Source organism: Flavobacterium sp. KACC 22758 (genome assembly GCF_028736135.1).
Classification (GTDB): Bacteria; Bacteroidota; Bacteroidia; order Flavobacteriales; family Flavobacteriaceae; genus Flavobacterium; species Flavobacterium johnsoniae.
Genome location: NZ_CP117878.1, coordinates 3,257,519 through 3,277,459 on the forward strand (window position 1 = coordinate 3,257,519; position 19,941 = coordinate 3,277,459).

At 35.5% G+C, this 19,941-nt stretch carries 9 protein-coding genes; all 9 read right to left on the bottom strand.

Annotated elements, in window-relative coordinates; translation table 11 throughout:
* Positions 1 to 217: 217 nt before the first annotated feature.
* Positions 218 to 3,313, bottom strand: a complete 3,096-nt coding sequence (locus PQ462_RS13945) for a DUF6298 domain-containing protein (protein ID WP_274250426.1) — start codon at positions 3,311 to 3,313, stop codon at positions 218 to 220.
* 292 nt (positions 3,314 to 3,605) lie between these two features.
* On the bottom strand, positions 3,606 to 5,312 hold the full coding sequence (locus PQ462_RS13950) for a polysaccharide lyase (protein ID WP_274250427.1): 1,707 nt from the start codon (positions 5,310 to 5,312) through the stop codon (positions 3,606 to 3,608).
* 42 nt (positions 5,313 to 5,354) lie between these two features.
* On the bottom strand, positions 5,355 to 6,044 hold the full coding sequence (locus PQ462_RS13955) for a DUF3826 domain-containing protein (RefSeq protein ID WP_274250428.1): 690 nt from the start codon (positions 6,042 to 6,044) through the stop codon (positions 5,355 to 5,357).
* A 183-nt stretch (positions 6,045 to 6,227) separates the two neighbouring features.
* Positions 6,228 to 7,940, bottom strand: a complete 1,713-nt coding sequence (locus PQ462_RS13960; protein ID WP_274250429.1) for a polysaccharide lyase — start codon at positions 7,938 to 7,940, stop codon at positions 6,228 to 6,230.
* Positions 7,941 to 8,045: 105 nt separating this feature from the next.
* The gene (locus PQ462_RS13965) at positions 8,046 to 10,046 is read right to left on the bottom strand and encodes a RagB/SusD family nutrient uptake outer membrane protein (protein WP_274250430.1); all 2,001 of its coding nucleotides are present in this window, start codon (positions 10,044 to 10,046) and stop codon (positions 8,046 to 8,048) included.
* 18 nt (positions 10,047 to 10,064) lie between these two features.
* Complete coding sequence (locus PQ462_RS13970) at positions 10,065 to 13,436, bottom strand: SusC/RagA family TonB-linked outer membrane protein (protein WP_274250431.1); 3,372 nt, start codon at positions 13,434 to 13,436, stop codon at positions 10,065 to 10,067.
* 666 nt (positions 13,437 to 14,102) lie between these two features.
* Entirely contained in the window at positions 14,103 to 15,089 is a 987-nt protein-coding gene (locus PQ462_RS13975; RefSeq protein WP_274250432.1) for a pectinesterase family protein, read from the bottom strand.
* A gap of 271 nt (positions 15,090 to 15,360) precedes the next feature.
* Positions 15,361 to 17,379: an aceric acid hydrolase gene (locus PQ462_RS13980; protein ID WP_274250433.1), complete on the bottom strand. Its 2,019-nt coding sequence runs from the start codon at positions 17,377 to 17,379 to the stop codon at positions 15,361 to 15,363.
* A 90-nt stretch (positions 17,380 to 17,469) separates the two neighbouring features.
* Positions 17,470 to 19,929, bottom strand: a complete 2,460-nt coding sequence (locus PQ462_RS13985) for a pectate lyase family protein (RefSeq protein ID WP_274250434.1) — start codon at positions 19,927 to 19,929, stop codon at positions 17,470 to 17,472.
* Positions 19,930 to 19,941 lie beyond the last annotated feature (12 nt).

The window sequence follows — 19,941 nt, forward strand, 5'->3', positions numbered from 1 at the left end:
GTTTCTATTTTTTTTGCCACAGATTATACTGATTTAATAGATTTTCCAAGCTTTGTCTATAATTTTTTTCACGCAGATTTTACTGATTTTGGCAGATCTACGCAGATTAAAATTTAAAAAATCTACTAAATCTGCTTAAATCTTTTTTAAATCTGCGTGAAAATCTACTCTCGCAGATTTTATTTTAATCCTTTTAATCTGTGAAATCTGTGGCTAACTATTTTTTAAATACAAAAAGCACTTTTTCTTTTATTTCGGCTTGAGAAATTGTTACTTGTTTTCCTCCGTTAATATTGGCTTTTTTTGTTATATTTCCTGTTGTTGCGTTGATTGCAAATACTTCAAATGTTCCTTTTTCATTTGATAAATCGATTGTAATATCTTGGTCGTTTTTCAAGTAAAAAAGATAGCTTTTTCCTTTATTTTCTAATTTCCAAAGATTGTCTGAAAACGTATTTCCGTCAACTAATTTCATTTCGCTTAAAGCGGCATAAAACTGTGGTAATTCGATTTTTGGAATGTTTGGCAACGAAGCTCCAGCCATTAAAGCTGGCCATCCGAATCTTGAAGAACCGTCTGTTGAATATAAAATGACTTTTTCAGGATATTTTTCTCTGTATTCACGAACGGCACGATACACTTGATTATCTGTTTCTTTTCCTGTTTTCAGTTTTCTAGCGTGCTGTCTTGGTGCTAAATTTACGCCTCCTTGCGGAGCGTAAGCTGAACCGTCTTCTTTGTAATACCAATAGCGAATATCGATTACATCAACTGTTTTTACCCTTTTAGCATCTTTTAAAATAGCATCCTGAACGTCTTTTGTCGCACTTAAACCAATTAGCCCTTTTTTACCTGTTTCGTCTTTCCACTTTTGGGCTTGGTCTAACCAAAATTCCATAAAATGTAACGGACCTGTATACTCGGCACTTGTTAACTGAATTACGTTGCTGTTTTCCTGAAAGTTCTCGAATGATTTTCTGATGAAACCTTCATGTAATTTTCTTCTTTGAGCATTCGTAATATCATAAAACTGCTCCGCCATAAAAATACGTTTGTCTCCTGCATAAGGTGGTGGCTCTGGAAATCCTGTACTGTTGATATTGTTTGCTGAACGCCAAGGCGAACTTGCCCAATGCGCTCCTGCCTCTAAAATATTGTGCTGAAAATATTGCTGATTGATTAACAGTTGTCCGTTTGGTTCTGCCAGAGTTGCAAACTGCGCTAAACGGCTCCAGTACCAATCGTTGAATTTTGTTAGATCATATTTGCTTAAATGATCCCAAGCTAGATCTTGCCCGCTTCTTGCAAAAGGCTGTTCGTAAAACGGAGGCCAAACATCATCGTCAACTCGGCGTACACGTTCGTGATCATCCATTCTTCTGTCGTACCATAAACCGTAATTGTGTTCTAAGGCAACGATATTATTTTTAGTCAAATAGTCTACAGTTTCCTGCACTTTATCCGTCAATCCGTTTCCTGTTCTTCCAGGTACAAAACGCGTGATGTGTGGTGTAGATTTGTTAACGAAATCGTCTGTTAAATCGCCTCTCCACCAAGCAACATTGGTTTGTTTTCCTACAATTACTTTTCCTTCAAAGGTCAACCAACCGTTTTCTATTGTTACTTTAGAAGCTGATTTTTCTGTTTTATTTGATGCCGCTTTTAAATCGTTTGCATTTTTTAAACCTTTACTGTCTGTATTAATCGGATTTGCTTTTAAAGCTTCTACAATCAATTCTTGTAAACTTTTTGCCGTTGTGGCTGAGTTTTTAGTCAATTCTGCAGCAACTTCTACACTCGGACTTGAAGAAGCTTCTGAACCTAAATCATAGATAAAAGGCTGAACTGGAAGTTTTCCTAATCTGGCTTCTAGTTGTGTGTAGAATAAACTTCTTGGACTGATATGTTCGTTTACGTTTTTCCAATGTCCGTTTCCTCCAAATTGTCCCCAAACTCCAAAAGCCCAGTTTCGTGCTGTTGGCGGACTGTAACATTCTACTTTTGATGCCGATGATTCCCAGATTACAGAATTGGCTGCTGTCCATCCAGCGCCTCTTCCGCCTTGTTCTCTGTTATTATAACTTAATGCTTTTCCGTCGATATTGGCAATGTCAAATAAAACTCCAGTTGCCCAGCTTCCAATTGTGCCGCTGTTTTCGAAAGGTAAATGTGATTCGCATTGAACGAAAACATTTGGACCTGTTGTTCCGAATCCGCCCACAGCGAAATCATGATATCCAAATTCTGAATAACAACGTTGGAACAAAGTCTGCTGACCTTCTGTATAAAAAGTATGTCTTCTGAATGAAGCGATTTCTGAAATTGGTTCTGTTGCAATACAATCTTCAACTGTAATTTGCTGACTTGTTTTCAAAATCGTAACAGCTCCGCCTGCAAAATGTTTGAAATTCACTTGTTTTACCCACGCATTTCTAGCGCTTTCAATGCTGATTGCCTGCCAACGATGCTCTTCGTCTTTTAAGTTTGAAGGATTGTAGATTGATTTTATTAAGATATTTTCAATTCCGTTATTTTCGATTCTTCCTGCCCATGAATAAACAGTTACTTTTGAAGTTCCAAAAACATCATCCAAAGACATTGTGATTGGCGCGTTTACGGTTACTTCGTTTCCGTTAATTTTGGTAACGACACGATTCCAAGTTGTAATCCAATCGCCTTTTTTCCATCCAATCCAAGAAGTTTCTCCGCCGAAATCCTGCATGTTTACTTCTTTAATGAAATTATCCGTTAAAGGTTTGCTGATTTCAATTTCGTCACCCACTTTTAATTTTGAAGTATTTTTTAATTGGATTTTCTGAGTTCCAAGTGGCGTATAAGCGTTTGCAAATTCAAACGAATCTTTGTACAATTTATCATTTACGCCTAAAATTCTAATTAAAGCTTCTCTTTCTAAACCTGTTCCTAAAAGTACGGTTCCGTTTTCGGAATTTCCGCTTCCTCTTAAAACTACTCCTGATTTTCTAATGTATAGTGTTCCACTGATTTTAAAAGTTCCTTTGTCTAACAAAACTGCTCCACGAAAACCTGATTTATCTGGTTTTAATGCACTTACATAATCAATCGCGTTTTGAATTTTCTGCGTTGCGTCTTCTTCTTGCTGCGAAACAAAAATTTTGTTATCCAAATTCGGAATGGCAACTTCAGAGTTTCTGTATCCTGCAAAAGAAAAATCAGGGATTTGATTTCCTTGATTATCGGTTGTGAAAGAAAGTTTTCCTTCTTTGGTTTTGATGATATCTGGGAAATTGTTTTGGGCTGTGATCTTGCCACACATAGACATAGTAAAACACATTATTACTAATGTGTTTTTGAAGCAAGGGACTATATTTTGTTTAATGAAATTCACTTTTAGTATATTTTTCAATTTTCTAAAGTTAAGCATTTCCGCAATTTTGTCATTTCGACGAAGGAGACCCGAGCGATAGCGAACGGATGAAATAAATCTCACGCGGGATTTACGCACTGTTGCGGAGCTTCTAGTGTGATTCCTCGTTCCTCGGAATGACAAACTAGATGGATTTTCTTTGTGTTATTAAACCTGACAGGTTTTAAAAACCTGTCAGGTTTGCGTTGAGAATACTTAACTATTGTAATAATGATTTCAGCTTCGCTAAAGTATCCGTATTGTTTTCCGTTTTCGTCCAATCTGTTTTGTTGGTTGGATCGATTCCGTTAAAATATTTCTCGATGTTGGTATATCCGTCTCCGTTTGCATCTTTATTGGCATCTGAAGCATCATTTGGATTTAAACCAAATTTCTTTTCCCATGCATCAGGAATTCCGTCATTATCAGAATCTTTATAGGCTTTTCCTTTGTAAGTTGGATAGCCGCCAACTTGATCTGGATGTGTTATAATTCCTTTTTTATAAGAGTCAGCTGGCAGTCTTCTTTTGATATATTCTTTTCCGATATTATTTTCTAAGCCGTCTTTTACTTCGATTTTTCCAGTTTTAACTTGTTTGATAATTCTTTCGTCAACCGCATCTCTTTTCGGAATTGTCGCTCCAACATTCGTCAAAACAAAATCATAAGCTTCTTCTGCCGACATGATATTAAACTTTGGCATTGAGAATGGTTTTGGCTGTTTAATAGCTGCTAAAAATGCTGCCGTTTCTGCTTCTGTAAGGTTTTCCAATTGTACGCCACCATTCCAGTTGTCTGCTGTAACTTCTGGAGAACCGACAATAAAGTTTCCTGAAACATAAGCTCTTCCATATTGCTTTGGTTCAATATAACCAGATTCTGGTTTTACAATTCTATGCGAAATAGGCTCATTTACAGGTGTAATTGGTCCTGGTTTAAAATAATTGTTGATGATATTTAACATCGAACGATAATCTCCACCGTCAAGCGTACGATTCCACCAATTAAATACTACGTTATTCACAAAATTAAAGTCACCATACATTCCGATAGAAGCATTTCTAGAAATGTTATCCGCCCATAAGTTGCGCATAAAAGTACTATTTAATCCGCCAATTGTACTTCCGAAAGCATGATTATAAGTATCTAAACCTTCTGATGAAATAGTATTTTGAATCGTGATATTACAAGCTGGTAATTTTTCCAGTTTTGATTTTGCATTAGCTGCAAACTGATGTCTGTATAACGAAATATTTTCGTCTAATCCCCAGCTTACCGAACAGTGATCAACAATGATATTTCCCATCGGATTTCCGCCCAAAGCATCGTCTCTTCTTGTCACTTCGGTTGCACCACGTCTGAAACGCATGTGTCTGATGATAACGTCATGTGTATCAATTTCTAAAGTTTCTCCGGCAATGCAAATTCCGTCACCCGGAGCGGTTTGCCCAGCAATGGTTACGTAAGGCGCGCGCATGCTGATTCTTTTTTTCAAGTGAATAATTCCCGAAACATTAAAAACAATAGTTCTTGCTCCAACCGCTTCACAGGCTTCACGGAAAGTTCCTTTTCCGCTGTCTTCTAAACTTGTAACTACAAATATTTTTCCGCCACGTCCGCCTTGTGTATATGCTCCGCCGCCTTCAGCTCCTGGAAAAGCAGGAATATCTGCCTGAACAAAATCTTTTGGATATGAAGCCCAAGGCAAATATGGTTTTCCTTGTTTTGCTTCTTCTTTAATGATATGAAGATTGTTTGTCCAAATTTCGCTCAGCCTTTTTTCTTCATCAGCCAAAATAGCATCGGCTTTTTCCTGAACTGGTTTTGGAATTACGGGATATTGGGCATATGCAGATGATACTAGTGAACAAAATGACAACGCCATAAATGTTCTCTTTAAAGTATGGTTGGGAAAAATATTTTGCATTGAATTCTGTGGTGTAGTTAATAGTAGTTAGTTTTTAAGAGATTATTCTTTTGCAGTAGAATCTTTTGTTTTACTCTTCTCTCTTTCTTCTATACGCTTATGCCAGTCGGCACTTTCTTTGTTTAAATCGTAACCTTGTTTCGATAAATAGTTGTTGATTCTTCCTTTGTATTTACCAAACCAGCCGTGTTTTTCTTTAGATGAACCGGCATCCATTGCGTGTTCTCTGGCTTCCACTAATGCTTTGTAGATGTAGTCTTTTTGTTCTGCTGTTAAGTTTGGCAACATATCATTGTAACCTGCAACCGTAATAGGAAGCACACCATAAGTCATTCCGTCTTTTACTTCAGTGATTTTATCTTCAGACAATTCTTTACTTAGTTTTTTGATGTAAGATTTATGCAGTTTTGCAATTGATTCGTCTGCTTTTGCTTTCAGTTTATCAATTTTTTCGTTTTGTTTTTCTTTTGCTAAAGAAGCATCTTCTTTCACTTTTTTAATTTCAGCGTCTCTTCCGTCCTGAATTTCAGTTAAGTCTCTGAATTGCTGCGCGATAATATTTGAAACTGCTTTTTCTTTTGCTTCGTTTTTCAAATCTAATTTGGTAACGATTTTTGCAGCTCTTTCGTTGGTAACTTTTACATATTCAGGATCTAAATGCTGTTGTGCATTTAAAGTTGAAAATGCAAAAACAAGCGATAATAAACCAGCATTTATTTTATTTAGTGCCATGATTTTTTCCTTTTTAGTATAATTATTTTAAACACATAGAAACATAGTTTTTCGTAACGTTTAAAGGCGTTTCACTTGTATTAACAAACATAGCTATGTGTTAGAAACATGTTTCTTTTTTATATTCTTTTGCACATAAAAAAACCTATGTTTCTATGTGTTAAATAATTTTTTCTGTCTTTCTTATTTTAAATCTAATAAAGGTCTAACTAATGTTTCTTTGTTATTAGCTAAATCTTTCCAGTCTACTTTTATTGCAGGATTTACACCGTTGATGTAATCTTCAATATTAGTGTATCCGTCTCCGTTTAAATCTCCTTGTGCATCAGATGGATCGTTCGGGTTTAAACCGTATTTTTTCTCCCATGCATCTGGCATTCCGTCTTTGTCTGTATCTACATAAGGTTTCCCTTTGTATTCCGGATATCCTCCAACTTGAGAAATATCAGTGATGATACCTTTTTTATAAGAATCCATCGGTAAACGTCTGTGTTCGAATTGGTAGAAAGTCTTTTTCTCTAGTCCTTTTGCATATTCTGGAACTCCAGTTTTTACCGTTCTTACGATTCTTTCGTCCACTTTATCTCTAATTGGCAGCGTTGCTCCAACATTTTTAAGAACAAATTCATATGCTTCGTCTGCTTTCATGAATGGACGGAACCATGGCATTGGGAAAGGTTTGTCAGTTTTCATTTTAGCGAAATACTCTTTTGCTTCATCATACGTCATCAATTCCCCTTTTTTATTTTCAAGCTGAATACCGCCGTCCCAATTGTCTTTAGTCACTTTTTCGTTGCCGTCAATAATATTTCCGTTTACATAAGCTCTTCCGAAAACCACATAAGGTAATTTGCTTCTTCCAGATTCTGGTTTCAAGATTCTATAGCTGATTGGCTGAGTTAAATCGGTTACAGGTCCTGGTTTGTAGAAGTTGTTGATGATGTTGTAATTAGCAGTATAATCGCCTCCATCTGTAGATCTGTTGTACCAGTTGAAAACTACGTTATTTACAAAATTGAAAATTCCGTTCCAACCGATAGAAGGGTTTCTTCCTGCATTGTTAGCCCACATATTTCGCATGAAAGAGCAGTTTTCTCCACCTAAAGTACTTCCGAAAGCGTGATTATAAGTATCCAAAGCTTCTCCGAATAAACTATTTTGGATGGTAATATTTACAGTTCCCACTTTAATATCTGGATAACCTGGTCCAGGGTTGTACATGTGTCTGTAAATTGACATGTTTTCGTCTAATCCCCAAGTTGCAGAAACGTGATCGATCATGATGTTTCCAACAGGATTTCCTCCAATAGCATCATCACGACGTCCTACAAAAGTTTCTCCACGACGGAAACGTACATGTCTGATAATTACATCATGCGTATCAATCCAAGTTGATTCTCCTGCAATACAAATTCCATCTCCAGGAGCGGTTTGTCCTGCAATTGTAATGTAAGGCGCACGAATAATCAATGGACTTTTTAATCTGATAATTCCAGCAACATTAAACACTATTATTCTCGCTCCTCCTTGCTCGCAGGCTTCACGTAAAGTTCCTGGTCCACGGTCTTCTAGACTTGTTACCGTGTACACTTTTCCGCCGCGACCTCCAAACGTAAACATTCCACCACCTTCAGCACCTGGAAAAGCAGGAATTTCTGCCTGTGGTAAATCAGTTGGTCTTGCTGCCCACGGAATATATGGTTTTCCATGTTTTGCTTCTTCTTCAATAACTACTAAAGCTTTTGTCCAAGCTTCATCAGAAAGTCTTTGAGCTTCTTCTTTAATAGCTTTTTCCTGAGCCTGAACTTCTGGACTTATCTTCGGATATTGGGCAAAACATTTTGCACTTCCTAAAAAAAGCAGAGATGATGCGATAAATAATGCGGAATTTTTCATGTTAATTTGTAGTTGTGGTAATTCTTTTTAAACAAATCACCTGTATCTTTTGACGAATACAGGTGAAAAGCTTTATATAAATATTCTGTTTTTTAATAGTAAAATTTATTCTTGGTAATCGTAAGTTCCAGAAGCACCATTTGCATCTTTCCATCCAACAGTTTGCTTTAACCATGGATTTTGTGCTAATACAGCCTGACTTAATCCCTGAATATAATAGTTCTGTCTAAAGTTTATATTAGTTGCTGTACCACCAATGTTATCCATAGGTGTTGGAGGTGAACGTAATTCAAAATTAGTAGTATAAAAAGCCGCTAAAGCTGTAATTTGTGCCTGAAAGTTTGCTGCATCCGGATCTACCGATATAGAAGCACGAGCAGATGTTAAAGGATCAGTATTAACTGCACTATTACCTATTTTGTAATGCAGGTAATTACCAACACGTTGTGTACCATTAATTGGCTCTAATCCTAATTTTGAACAAGTTCCTGCATCGTTGCTGTATAACATCCATCTTTGAATATCCCAGAAACGTTTTCCTTCATACGCTAATTCTACTCTACGCTCATATAAACATGCTTCGATTGCTTCGTATTTATTTCCTAAAGTTCCAATACCATAATTGTTTGCTGCAGGAATACCAACACGATTTCTAATTCTGCCTAAATAGGCTAATGTGTTATTTGTTTGTCCTAATGCTGCATAACATTCTGCAATGTTTAACAATAACTCAGCGAAACGATAATCTATGATATCTGTACCTGAATATTGAAAGTTACTCGCATTACCAACTGTAGGACTTGACATTTTACGAACAAAAGCAGGACTTGGAACATCATTACCCATACTAAATCCAAATGTATTTGCAGCTGGAGTAGACCAGCGATATGCCCATACAGTAGGTTGAGTTGTTGTATTAGGAACACTATTTGTATATGGCCAGTAACTTCCAGAGAATGCAAAAGTTCTGTAAAAACGAGGATCACGATCTTTAAAAAATAAGAATGGATCATATAGATTCGCTGCAGTAGGTCTTTTTCCGTTAGCCATAGGAAATAAATCAATCATTCTTTTTGGAGCTTTCACACCACTTCCAGCCGCACCTCCCTGGCTCGCAAGTCTAATAGATTTTTCCCATGAATTATTTGAATTAAGATTTGTAGTACCGTTTGCTAATAAACGAACTGTAATTGCTTCTGGATTGAAACTGTTATCAGAAATATAAAACATTTTTGCCCAATCACTTGCTGATGCTCCATATAAATTATGTCCTGCAGCAATTAATTGTGTCTCCGCTTCTAATCCTGCTTTTAATGCAGCATCCCAACGCTCTGGAGACTCCCAGTTTTTATTAAATAAAGGGCTTGCATACGTTAATAGAACTCTTGACTTTTGAGCCAAAGCAGCTCCTTTTGTGTAACGTCCGTATTCTGCTGCTCCCCATTCCGCTGCTGTAGGTAATAAACTTGCAGCCATATCTAAATCGCTTACAATTTGTGCTACTACTTCAGAAACTTTAGCTCTAGGCAATTGTGTTGCAGGATTGTTATTAGTTGCATTTTCAACTGTAGTTACAATTGGAACTCCGCCATAAGTACGCATTAAATCAAAATACTGAATAGCTCTTAAATAATACATCTGTCCTTTTATACGATTACGGAAAACCTGCGACAAATTAGCTCCTTTAATATCTATATTTTCCAACATAGAATTACAATCTCTAATTCTATTGTAAGGCTCATTTTTAACAGCATCTGCTAAAGGTGTTCCATAGTATGCAGAAGCATCAGCAGCATTTTCCCAGGTAAAATTAGGGTTGATAAAACTTTTATCGCTTGCATTATTTGATATTCCACCCACCTCTTCAGTATAAGAAGCCTGAGTTGTAGCAAATGAACCTACTACTGTACCCATTGGAGATTTGTAAGCATCAAAAAAGTCATAGTATACGTTATTTACATACCAATTTACTCTTTCTTCACTTTGATAAAATTCATCATCAAAATAATTGTACTGCTTTTTCTCTTCTAAAAAATTATCGCTGCACGAAGCACCTACAATAAGTAAAAGTGCCAGTGATATATATTTATTAAATTTTGTTTTCATAATTCTTAAGATTAAATTTTAGAATGTTACATTCAAATTAACTGACCATGTTCTAAGTGTAGGATATCTTGCTGAAGATGTATCGTACATATTACGATAATGGTTTGGATATGGATTATATAAATCCCAAAGGTTATTTCCTGTAACTCCTAAAGTAACTCTTTGTACACCAATTGTTTTAAGAGGCTCTTGAGGCAATTCAAATCCTACAGTTAAATTTCTAACTACACATCTAAAGTTGCTAAGTTCCCAAAAATCTGATGGAGCAAAAGCAGTTCCTTGTTGTCCCATATTAGGATATTTTCCGTTTGGATTATCAGTAGCATCATACATATCTTTCCAAAAAACTTCATGTCCCCAGTCATTTTGAGTAGATCCAGTACCTTGTTGTACTAAGTCGATTGAGTTATACCCTCCCCATGTAGTAGCTATCTGAGTTCTAAAATAAAAAGATTTATAATTTAATCCTAAATTCGAAGTGAATCCGTAAGTTCTGTTACTGTTAGCTAATTTAACATAATCTAATTGTCTTGCAATCTGTCCGTCTGCAGGTGCCTGAGTTTTTGTTGTACCATCATATGCTCCTCCAACATCTTCATAAGCCAGCATACCTTTTCTCATTTGTGAAACATTATTAATACCCAAATAATTTGGAGCTCCGCCAACTGCAGCTGCATTTGCCGCTAAATAATTCCAGTAGTTCGTAACATCTTCATCTGTACGTAAAATACCGTCTCCTGTAGAAGTTCCTTTCCAAGTTCTGAATCCCCATACTGGCATAAAGGTTGAATAACCTGTTTCAATAGTATTATACGATGGATGCTGAGATGGTGCTGTTGGATATTTTTTATATTCATTATCTGAGAAACCAAAGTTGATTCCTACGTTATAGCTTAAATCTCTTTTAATTTTGTCTTTCCAAGTTAAACTAATCTCTGTTCCCCATGCATTTACATCTGCATAATTTTGTTCTGCAAAAGCACCACCAATAGAAATTGGAGTTCCTGCTTCACCAGCTAAACTAATCAGCATATCTGTAGATTTATCATAGTAAAAATCTGTAGTAAGCTGAAGTCTATTTTTTAATAAGCTCACATCAATACCAAAGTTTTGTTTGATTGTTGCATCCCATTTAATATCTGGATTAGGTGTCGCTCTTGGTGTAATAGCACCGCCAAGAGTACCTCCTGCTGAACCAAATTGATTACCCTTATCAGCAATAACATCATAAAGAACAAGCCAGCGCCATGGTTTAATGTTATCTTTTCCGGTTTTACCAATAGAATAACGTAGTTTTAAATTATCAATAACCGGAACTGCTTCTTTAAACCATTTTTCGTTTGAAACAACCCACCCTAACTGAGCTGATGGGAAAAATCCCCAATAATTTTCTGGTGCAAATTTTGTAGAAGCATCACTTCTAAAAAGTAACTGCAAAAGATATTTGTCTTTGTAGCTGTAGTTTACACGTCCTAAGTAAGAAAATGTTCCAGATTCTCCTTTATTTGCTGTTGAGTTTGTTGTAATTGTACCAGCAGTAGTATTACTTCCTAAATAATCTTTTGAAGTACCTTCATAAGCCAATCTGGTATTTTTAAAGTTAGCTTCTGAACGTTCAATACCAAACATTGCATCAACACTGTGATCCCCAAAAGTTCTTGCATAGTTTGCAAAAAAGTTTGCCTGAATTACCTTATCAACATCTGTATTATAATAAACTCTTGAGTTTCTAACATTAGTTTCTATAAGATAATCTCCCGCTGGATTAGTTACTGAATTATAAATAGTTGGATCTGCAGCACCAGCCAGGTGATTTCCTATTGTTTCATAATTTCTAATTCTGGCTAAATCATATGGTAATTGTACTTGCTCAGAATTAGCGCTTGACTGGCTTCTGGCATAACTTCCCTTAAGTGATAAACCTTTAATAAAAGAAACTTTATAATTCAAAGATAAATTCACATTATATGAAAATTCTTCGTCAATTTGATAACCGTTGTCTAATCCTGCAAAATAATTCCATCCTGCGATAGTATTATTTGCGTTTGCACTTTGTAAGTTTCGATCTGTACGAGCGATTGGAGACAGCCAATACTCTTTACCTTCTACAGTAGTAGACCATGGAATATATCTTGGCATATGCAGTAAATATCCATAATCTGCCTGCTCTCCACCTCCTGCTCCACCAAAACTTGAATCGCTGATGTTTGCAGAAGCTTTAGAAAATGATTTTCTAGTATCAACTGTGTTTGCTGAGATTGCAGCAGAAAGTTCAAAATCTTTAGCCAGCTTAGCTGTTAAACCAGTACGGAAATTCCATTTTTTATAATCTTGTTCACCAAGGTTAGCTCCCTGATCAAAATAAGTTATACCTGCAAAGTATGTCGCTTTATCATTTCCGCCACTTGCACTCAATGAGTGTCTTTGTTGAAAAGCAGGTTTCCATGCTTTTTTAAGCCAATTATAATCTAGTCCTTTCATCTGCTCTAATTCCTCTGCAGAAAAGTATTTAGATTTATCAGCCTCAAGATTAGAATTTAAAAATCTGTTTTTCCAAATTCCGTGGTCATAAGCGCTCATTACTTTACTATGACTAACAGCATCATTAAATGCTGACTGGCTGTAATAGTTGAACTTTAATTTACCATCTTGACCTCTTTTTGTTTTTACAAGTATCGCTCCTTGAGAAGCACGAGAACCATAAATAGCAGCAGAACCGTCTTTTAAAACTGTAATACTTTCAATTTCTGAAGGATCTAATCTATTAAATGTTTCAAGTGTTGCTAATCCTGTTGTTGGATCAATCTGCACCATATCATCAATTACAATCAATGGAATAGTAGTGTTTCCATCTTTAGAAAAACCAAAAGATTGACGTATCGAAACATCAGCTCCAACCCCTGGACGACCAGAACCGCCAGATACATTTAATCCCGGAGTTAAACCTCTTAAAGATTCACCTAAATTTGAAACAGGTAAATCCTGAATTTCATCTGGTTTTATTGTAGCAATTGCTCCTGTTATTTTTTGTTTCTTTTGAGTACCATATGCCACAACCACAATATCATTTAACTCATTAGAATCTTCTTGTAATTTAGCATTAAGAGTAGTACGTCCTGCTAGTGGAATTTCTACTTTCTTCATACCAATAAAAGAAAAAACCAATGTTGCTCCTGGCTTCACTGTAATTTGGTACTTACCATTGTAATCTGTAGTAACAGTGTTTTTAGACGATTTTTCAGTTACGTTTACACCAGGTAAAAGAAATCCTGAATTGTCAGTCACTGTACCTGTAATCTTAATTGGAGTGCCTGCGGTTTGAGCATAAGTAATTACACTCATCAGTGCAAACAAAAGAAAACTACATCTCTTTAAAAGTGCTTGTTTCATAAATGCTTTTTTGTTTGGTTAGTTTATTATTGTTAGTTAGTCATGTTTTAAATGCATCTTAAATAATTATTAAGATTTCAAAGAAACGAAATCGTTGTAATTAAATGTTAAAAATACATTTATTTTAATAATCCAAAAATATAACGATCATATATTACAACCGTCCTGCTCTATCCTGTTTTAATGGCATTATCTAAAAAAAAACAACTCAAAAAAACAATATTAATAAAAAATTGAAAGAATAAGTGAGCTAAATAGAAAAAACAGAGAAAATGTTTGAGTATAATCAAATAGAAGAATGCCTTTTCAATTAAAAATCGAAGAAAACGCATCAAAAACAAAATTTATCTATTTTTAATGCAAATAATGCTAATTAGTTACTGTTTCTGAGCAGATTAACTTTACTCAATTTCTACAAAAAAAGCTTACACATTTATATCTGAAAATGCAATTAAAAGTAAAAAACTTACAAGAAAATTAAAGATTTGATATCAAAATCAATTCTTAAATATTTCATAAAAAAATATTTTTTTTAAACGTAAATTCTGACCAATATTTTTTTTGAATGCCTTTTATGATAGGCCTTCACGAGATTTTTGAAGAGAAATTTTAATTTTTAGTGTGGTTTATACACATAAATTCAGGCAGGATAGTTCAATTTTAAATTTATTTGGCAGGATTCCATCCATTCAAAACTAAATCTTTATAGTATTTTTTTATATCATCTTTAGTTAATTGATACGACCATGACACTCGCTGTGAGATATTTTTTGTACTTGCACCTTTACTTCCGTATTCCGCGTAATAAGCTGTTTTATCTTTATCAGGAAAACGAGTATCTATCCAGGCATTCCATCCTTCTGGAATAATGTGCGAACCAATATTGGTATTAATGAAAACAGTTTGTGCATAAGGTCTCCAAGGTCTTCCTAGAAATACTTTGTCTACCGATTTGTCTTTTGCAGTAAGCTTGCAATCAACAAAAACAAAACCATAAGCTTGCCCTTGCGGAGTTGAAGCCGCCGTGATATACGAGTTCGTTAAACTTTCGATGGTACATTTATAAAAATAAGCAGTTGCAGCACCAAAAATAAAATCGGTTGTACCGTTGATAAAACAGTTTTCAAAATAAGTTCGGGTGTTTCCTTCCGACAAATAAAGTGTATCCTGATTGGCTAAAAGATTGCAATTTTTTACAATAATTCTATCTCCCTTAATGTGAAGCGCCACCGCCTGTCCTACTCTTCCTGCTGTATTTTCAACAGTAAGATTTTCAAGCGTACAATCGTTTCCTTTAATCATGAAAGAATATGAAGTTCCCGTTCCGAATTCTTTTTTACCCGACGGATCTGGTTCACGAAGCGGTTTCCCTGAATAATCATCAAATGAAATAATAGTTTTATTTTTATCTGTTCCTTTTAAAGTAATGAAAGTTTTGGAAGCTGGAATTTCCAATTTCTCGACATACTTTCCTGGCTTTATAGTGATTACAACACGTTTCTCTGAATTATCTTTTACATTATTCACCGCTTCCTGAATGGTTTTAAAATCTCCCGAACCGTCTTGTGCAACGGTTAATGCTAATTTATTATCAAGTGTTTGAGCTGATATCGAAAGGGTTGCTATTAAAAATAAGGCTAAAATGTATTTCATATTTTTATTTTATTATATTTTGGTTAGAGACTTTTTGTCATTTCGACGAAGGAGAAATCTTCGCAAGTAACTCCGCAAAGTGAATCACTAATCTTTGTCGAGCTTCTCGCGAAGATTTCTCCTTCGTCGAAATGACAAACTTTATGGTTACTGCAAAAAATCTTTGTCAAAGTTTTGAACTTTGACAAAGTTGATTGTATTTCAATAAAATTAGAAATCCGTTTAAATCCGCGTTTTGCCAAGGGCAATCCGTATCATCCGCGTCCAAAAATTAATGCGACATCCAAACCGTCATTTCTCCTTTTCCTTTATTTCCCCACGCAAAATAAGGAATTAATTTTACTGGAACTACAGTTGCATCCTTAGAAGAAAGCGGTTTGTACAACGTTTTATTCCAAGAATTATTCGAATTTATAACAGCTTCGGCATCAATGCTTACTAAATTTCTATTATTCAATGTAAAATTATTTGTTGCGAAATTTGATTTCAAATTCAAAGCCACATCATTTACACTAATTTTAGCAGGTAGCTGATCTGATTCTAAACAATACACCAAAGGTCCTCTTTTCACAGCAACCTGATTTTTAACTTCTTCTACCAACGGATTAGCTTCCATCAATTCAACCGGCATTGGAAGATTCAATTCGATTACATCTCCTCTTCTCCATTTTTGATTTAATTTCAAGTAAGTTCCAGAAACGATTTTTTCAGTAATCTTTGCGTTATTTATTGAAACTTCAGCATTTTGACTCCAACCTGGAATTCTTAAAAAGAAAGTCTGTAAATCTTTTGGAGCTTTTATAATTTTCAACGTTATTTTTCCGTCCCACGGATAATTGGTTTGCTGTTCAATTTCTATTTCTTCTCCATTTAAAGATTTTGTTTTCAATTGATTACTTCCGTATAAATTTACATACAAACCTTCTTTCGAGATATTATAAGCATAATTTCCAACCTCGGCAACAGTTCTAGTTACGTTTGGCGCACAGCAATTTGATAAAGCAATATACCCTTCACGCTCATTTCCCCAACGCTGATGAAACGGTAAATCATTTGAAACATTCAGCGGATTGTTATACAAGAATTTTTCTCCTTCCAAATCCATTCCAGAAAGTACACTGTTATAAAGAGCTAATTCTACAATATCAGCATATTTGGCATCTCCAGTAATCTGAAGCATTCTCCAATTCCATAACACGTTTCCAATATTAGCACAGGTTTCGGTATGAGCTGTTGCGTTCGGTAATTGAAAAGGTCTTCCGTAAGCTTGGTGGATTTTCTGCACAACAGTTGGATCATAAGATGTTCCGTCTGGCGAAACGCCATCGTATAAAGATCCACAGCCTCCTGTAATATACATTTTGCGATACGTTACATCATCCCAAATCGATTCTAAATTATCCAGTAATTTCTTTTCTCCCGTTTCAGCATATAAATCAGCAACTCCTGCGTACAAGTAATTCGCTCTTACGGCGTGTCCCATTGCAGTTGTCTGCTGTCTAAACGGAACTCTGTCCTGATTATCATCGGTTCCGTCATTTGTAGTTCCGCGAATATCGATTAGATTATTAGCTAATTCCAGATATTTCGGATTCTTAGTCGTTCTGTACATTTCGACAATTCCCATATAATGTGACGGACAAATCGCATTTCGGGCTAATTCTGGCGAAGCTTTTTTGTAGAAATCATACAAGAAATCGGCAACACCTTTTGCGATGTTCAGAAAGTTTGTTTTTCCCGTGGCGCGATAATGAATACAAGCTGCAGTCATTAAATGTCCCATATTGTATTTCTCAAAACCCAATTGTTTTTTTACTTCTTCTGGACCTAAAGTTCCCCAGCGTTCATCAATTAAAACTGGCGTATGAATATAACCATCTTTACGTTGCACTTTCGCGAAAAGCGTAATGGCTTTATCCATTTCAGCATCGAGTTTTTTATCTTTTGTGACAGCATAAGTCGCTGCCATTCCCTCAAAAATCTTGTAGAAATCACCATCATGAAATGAAGGTCCTTTAAAAGTTCCTTTACTCAAACCTGCTGCAATCTCGAAGTTTTTGTAAGCATGCGAAATCTCATCGTTATGATACAAATCCCACATATACGGCAAAGTGTTTTTGTTTTCTACATCAAATTGTTCTTTCCAAAAACCGTTTGTCCATTTTACATCTTGCAAACCAACACTCTGTAATTTCGAATACGGACTTTCTGAATTGGCAACCAAACCTTTGTTCTGCGCAAAGATTACGGTTGAAAGAAATAAAGAGGATATGATGATGTTCTTTTTCATTTTGAATATTTTTTTTCAGCCACGAATTCACGAATTATTTTTTTTAATTTTTGAATATATAAATTCGTGAATTCGTGGCGGACTAATTTTTTATTTTACAAAGAAATTAATGGTTCTGCTCATTGAATCTCCGTCTGCATCTTTTACAGTTAGAACGAAAGAAGCAAATCCTTTTTCAACAGTTGTAAACTGAATTTCTTTTCCTTTTAAAACCACTTTTCCATTTTTAAGATCCGAGAAAGTATAAGCTGGTTTGTTTTCATAGCCTTTGAAATGATCTGAAGCATTTAAAACTTTTTTATCTTTTAAATTGATAAAATAATGAGGCTGAGCCAACCAGTCTAAATAATTATCCAACTGCGTAAATCCGTCTTTGTCTGTATCTTGATTGGCATCTGAGAAATCTCCAGCTTTCGAATTTTCGTTTAACCCAAAAGCTTTTTCCCACCAGTTTGGCAAACCGTCATGATCTGTATCCCAATCTGTCGGACGAGTTTCTGAAGCAAAATTTGGCCATCCGCCTGCATCTTGTTCGTTATCAATCATTCCGCCTAAACCGCTTTTACTCCCTTTGTAAGTGAAAGTTCCTTTTAAAGTTTCCTCTACAATTCTGTTATCATGTTTATCAAAAAACGGCTGATTAGCACCAACATCTGAAAGCACATTTTTATAAGCCGCTTTCGCTGATTGCGTTTCTACATACGAAGGAAAAAATGGTTTGTTTACAAAAGTTTCATAATCTACTTTCTCATTATGACTTATAGTAGATTTTCTGCCTTTATCCTGAGATTTCTCATCAAAGTAACCCGGCATTATGTTTCCGTTAAAATAGTAACGTTGCATTCCTTTTCCAACACCTTCGTGTTGTGCATTTAAGGCTACAAATATGGTAGTTGAAGCACCTGGTTTATAAAAATTGTTTACAAAATTCACTTCATTTGCTCCTCCGTCAGTTGTTCTTCCACCCCAATTGTAAACCACATTGTTTGTGATATCCAATCTTCCTGTGTAATAACCGTCACCGTTTAAGCCACCGCCGATACTCCAGTTACGACCTTGATTATGCGCCAATAAATTATGATGAAAACTACCAATATCTCCACCAATTGTTGCTGCAAAACCATGCATTTTTCCAGCAGGATATTTATCATGTCCCGCAATGTTTAAAGCTTCAGAAATTAAAGTTCGTTGTAAAGTAATATGATGCGCACCACGCGAACTAAACGATTCATCAATTGTCCAGCTAATCGAGCAGTGATCAATAATACTGTAATCTGCACCTGTTAATCCCATTCCGTCAAAAGTAGTTCCACCGCCAATTCTCACTTTCAAAAATCGAATTACACCATCATTTCCTGTCAATCCAATTGGCGCTCTGCTGATCGTGATTCCTTCTCCCGGAGCCGTTTGTCCCGCAATAGTGATATAAGGCTGATTTGCTACTAATCTAGAAGCCAGTTTTATATTTCCTGAAACATTAAAAACGATCGTTCTTGGTCCAATTTCCTGATTAATTGCATCGCGTAAACTTCCCGGACCATCGTCATTTAAATTGGTTACTTCAATTACTTTTCCGCCACGTCCTCCAACTGCATAACGTCCGTAGCCTTCTGCACCTGGAAACGCCAATTGAGCAGGTTTAAATGACCATACATTTCCTAATGTAACTTCACCATTATTATCCACTTCATCGACTCTCCAATAATAAGTTGTTCCCGAATATAAATCAGAAACTGAATACAATTTCTCAGTTAGTTTTCCTTTAAACTCTTTTGAAGATTCGGTTGCGTTTTCTACTGCATTTTTATCTTCACCAAAAAACAACTTATGAGATACAACACTTTTTGGAGCGTCCCATTTCAAAATCACATTTTTAGTTACTTCCACATGTTCGTCTCTGTTTTTTGGTTCGGGAGTACGCGCCTGATTCATAAGGTTTGGCGTATCAATTTCAAAACCATTAATCACAATTTGTTTTACAATATCAGGATTTGTGGTCGGATCAATTTCAAAGCGAACAACTACATCTTTGCCTTTTTCAGCATTAAAAGCGATATACGCCATTGAAGCATCAATTTTAGCATTGGCTCTCTGACTCGCATTTACCGTTTCCTGAAGTTTTCCGTTAACATAGATTTTGATCGGAGAAAAAGTTTTTCCTGTAATGACATCAAATGCGTTATGAAAAGTCAAAAGTGTATGTTTGCCAGCTTTCAATCCACTGATTTTCAATTCTAAATTTTCAGCCGTAACCAATCCATCACTTCCCAATTTGTTATAATGTGGAGCACTCATTCCCACTTTATACCATTTTGAAGTAAAGTTTCCTTTTAATTTAAATGACACATTGTTAAATGATTTTTCGGCTTCTTTTCCTTCATTAATTACCCACGAATCATAACTTGGGTCATGAACTTCTTCTAGTCTTCTTTGAAAAAAGTCAAAGTCCACTCTTACGACTTGTTTATCAGTATTTGCAACTGATTGTGCTTGTCCATTTGTGGTCAAAAGCATGGACAAAACAGCAGCACTTATTAATTTCTTTATCATTTTAATTAGCAA

What these genes read in the sequence shown, in the direction of transcription:
- PQ462_RS13945 (WP_274250426.1), bottom strand. Translation starts at nt 3,313, where the DNA reads ATGTGTTTTACTATGTCTATGTGTGGCAAGATCACAGCCCAAAACAAT.
- PQ462_RS13950 (WP_274250427.1), bottom strand. Translation starts at nt 5,312, where the DNA reads ATGCAAAATATTTTTCCCAACCATACTTTAAAGAGAACATTTATGGCG.
- PQ462_RS13955 (WP_274250428.1), bottom strand. Translation starts at nt 6,044, where the DNA reads ATGGCACTAAATAAAATAAATGCTGGTTTATTATCGCTTGTTTTTGCA.
- PQ462_RS13960 (WP_274250429.1), bottom strand. Translation starts at nt 7,940, where the DNA reads ATGAAAAATTCCGCATTATTTATCGCATCATCTCTGCTTTTTTTAGGA.
- PQ462_RS13965 (WP_274250430.1), bottom strand. Translation starts at nt 10,046, where the DNA reads ATGAAAACAAAATTTAATAAATATATATCACTGGCACTTTTACTTATT.
- PQ462_RS13970 (WP_274250431.1), bottom strand. Translation starts at nt 13,436, where the DNA reads ATGAAACAAGCACTTTTAAAGAGATGTAGTTTTCTTTTGTTTGCACTG.
- PQ462_RS13975 (WP_274250432.1), bottom strand. Translation starts at nt 15,089, where the DNA reads ATGAAATACATTTTAGCCTTATTTTTAATAGCAACCCTTTCGATATCA.
- PQ462_RS13980 (WP_274250433.1), bottom strand. Translation starts at nt 17,379, where the DNA reads ATGAAAAAGAACATCATCATATCCTCTTTATTTCTTTCAACCGTAATC.
- PQ462_RS13985 (WP_274250434.1), bottom strand. Translation starts at nt 19,929, where the DNA reads ATGATAAAGAAATTAATAAGTGCTGCTGTTTTGTCCATGCTTTTGACC.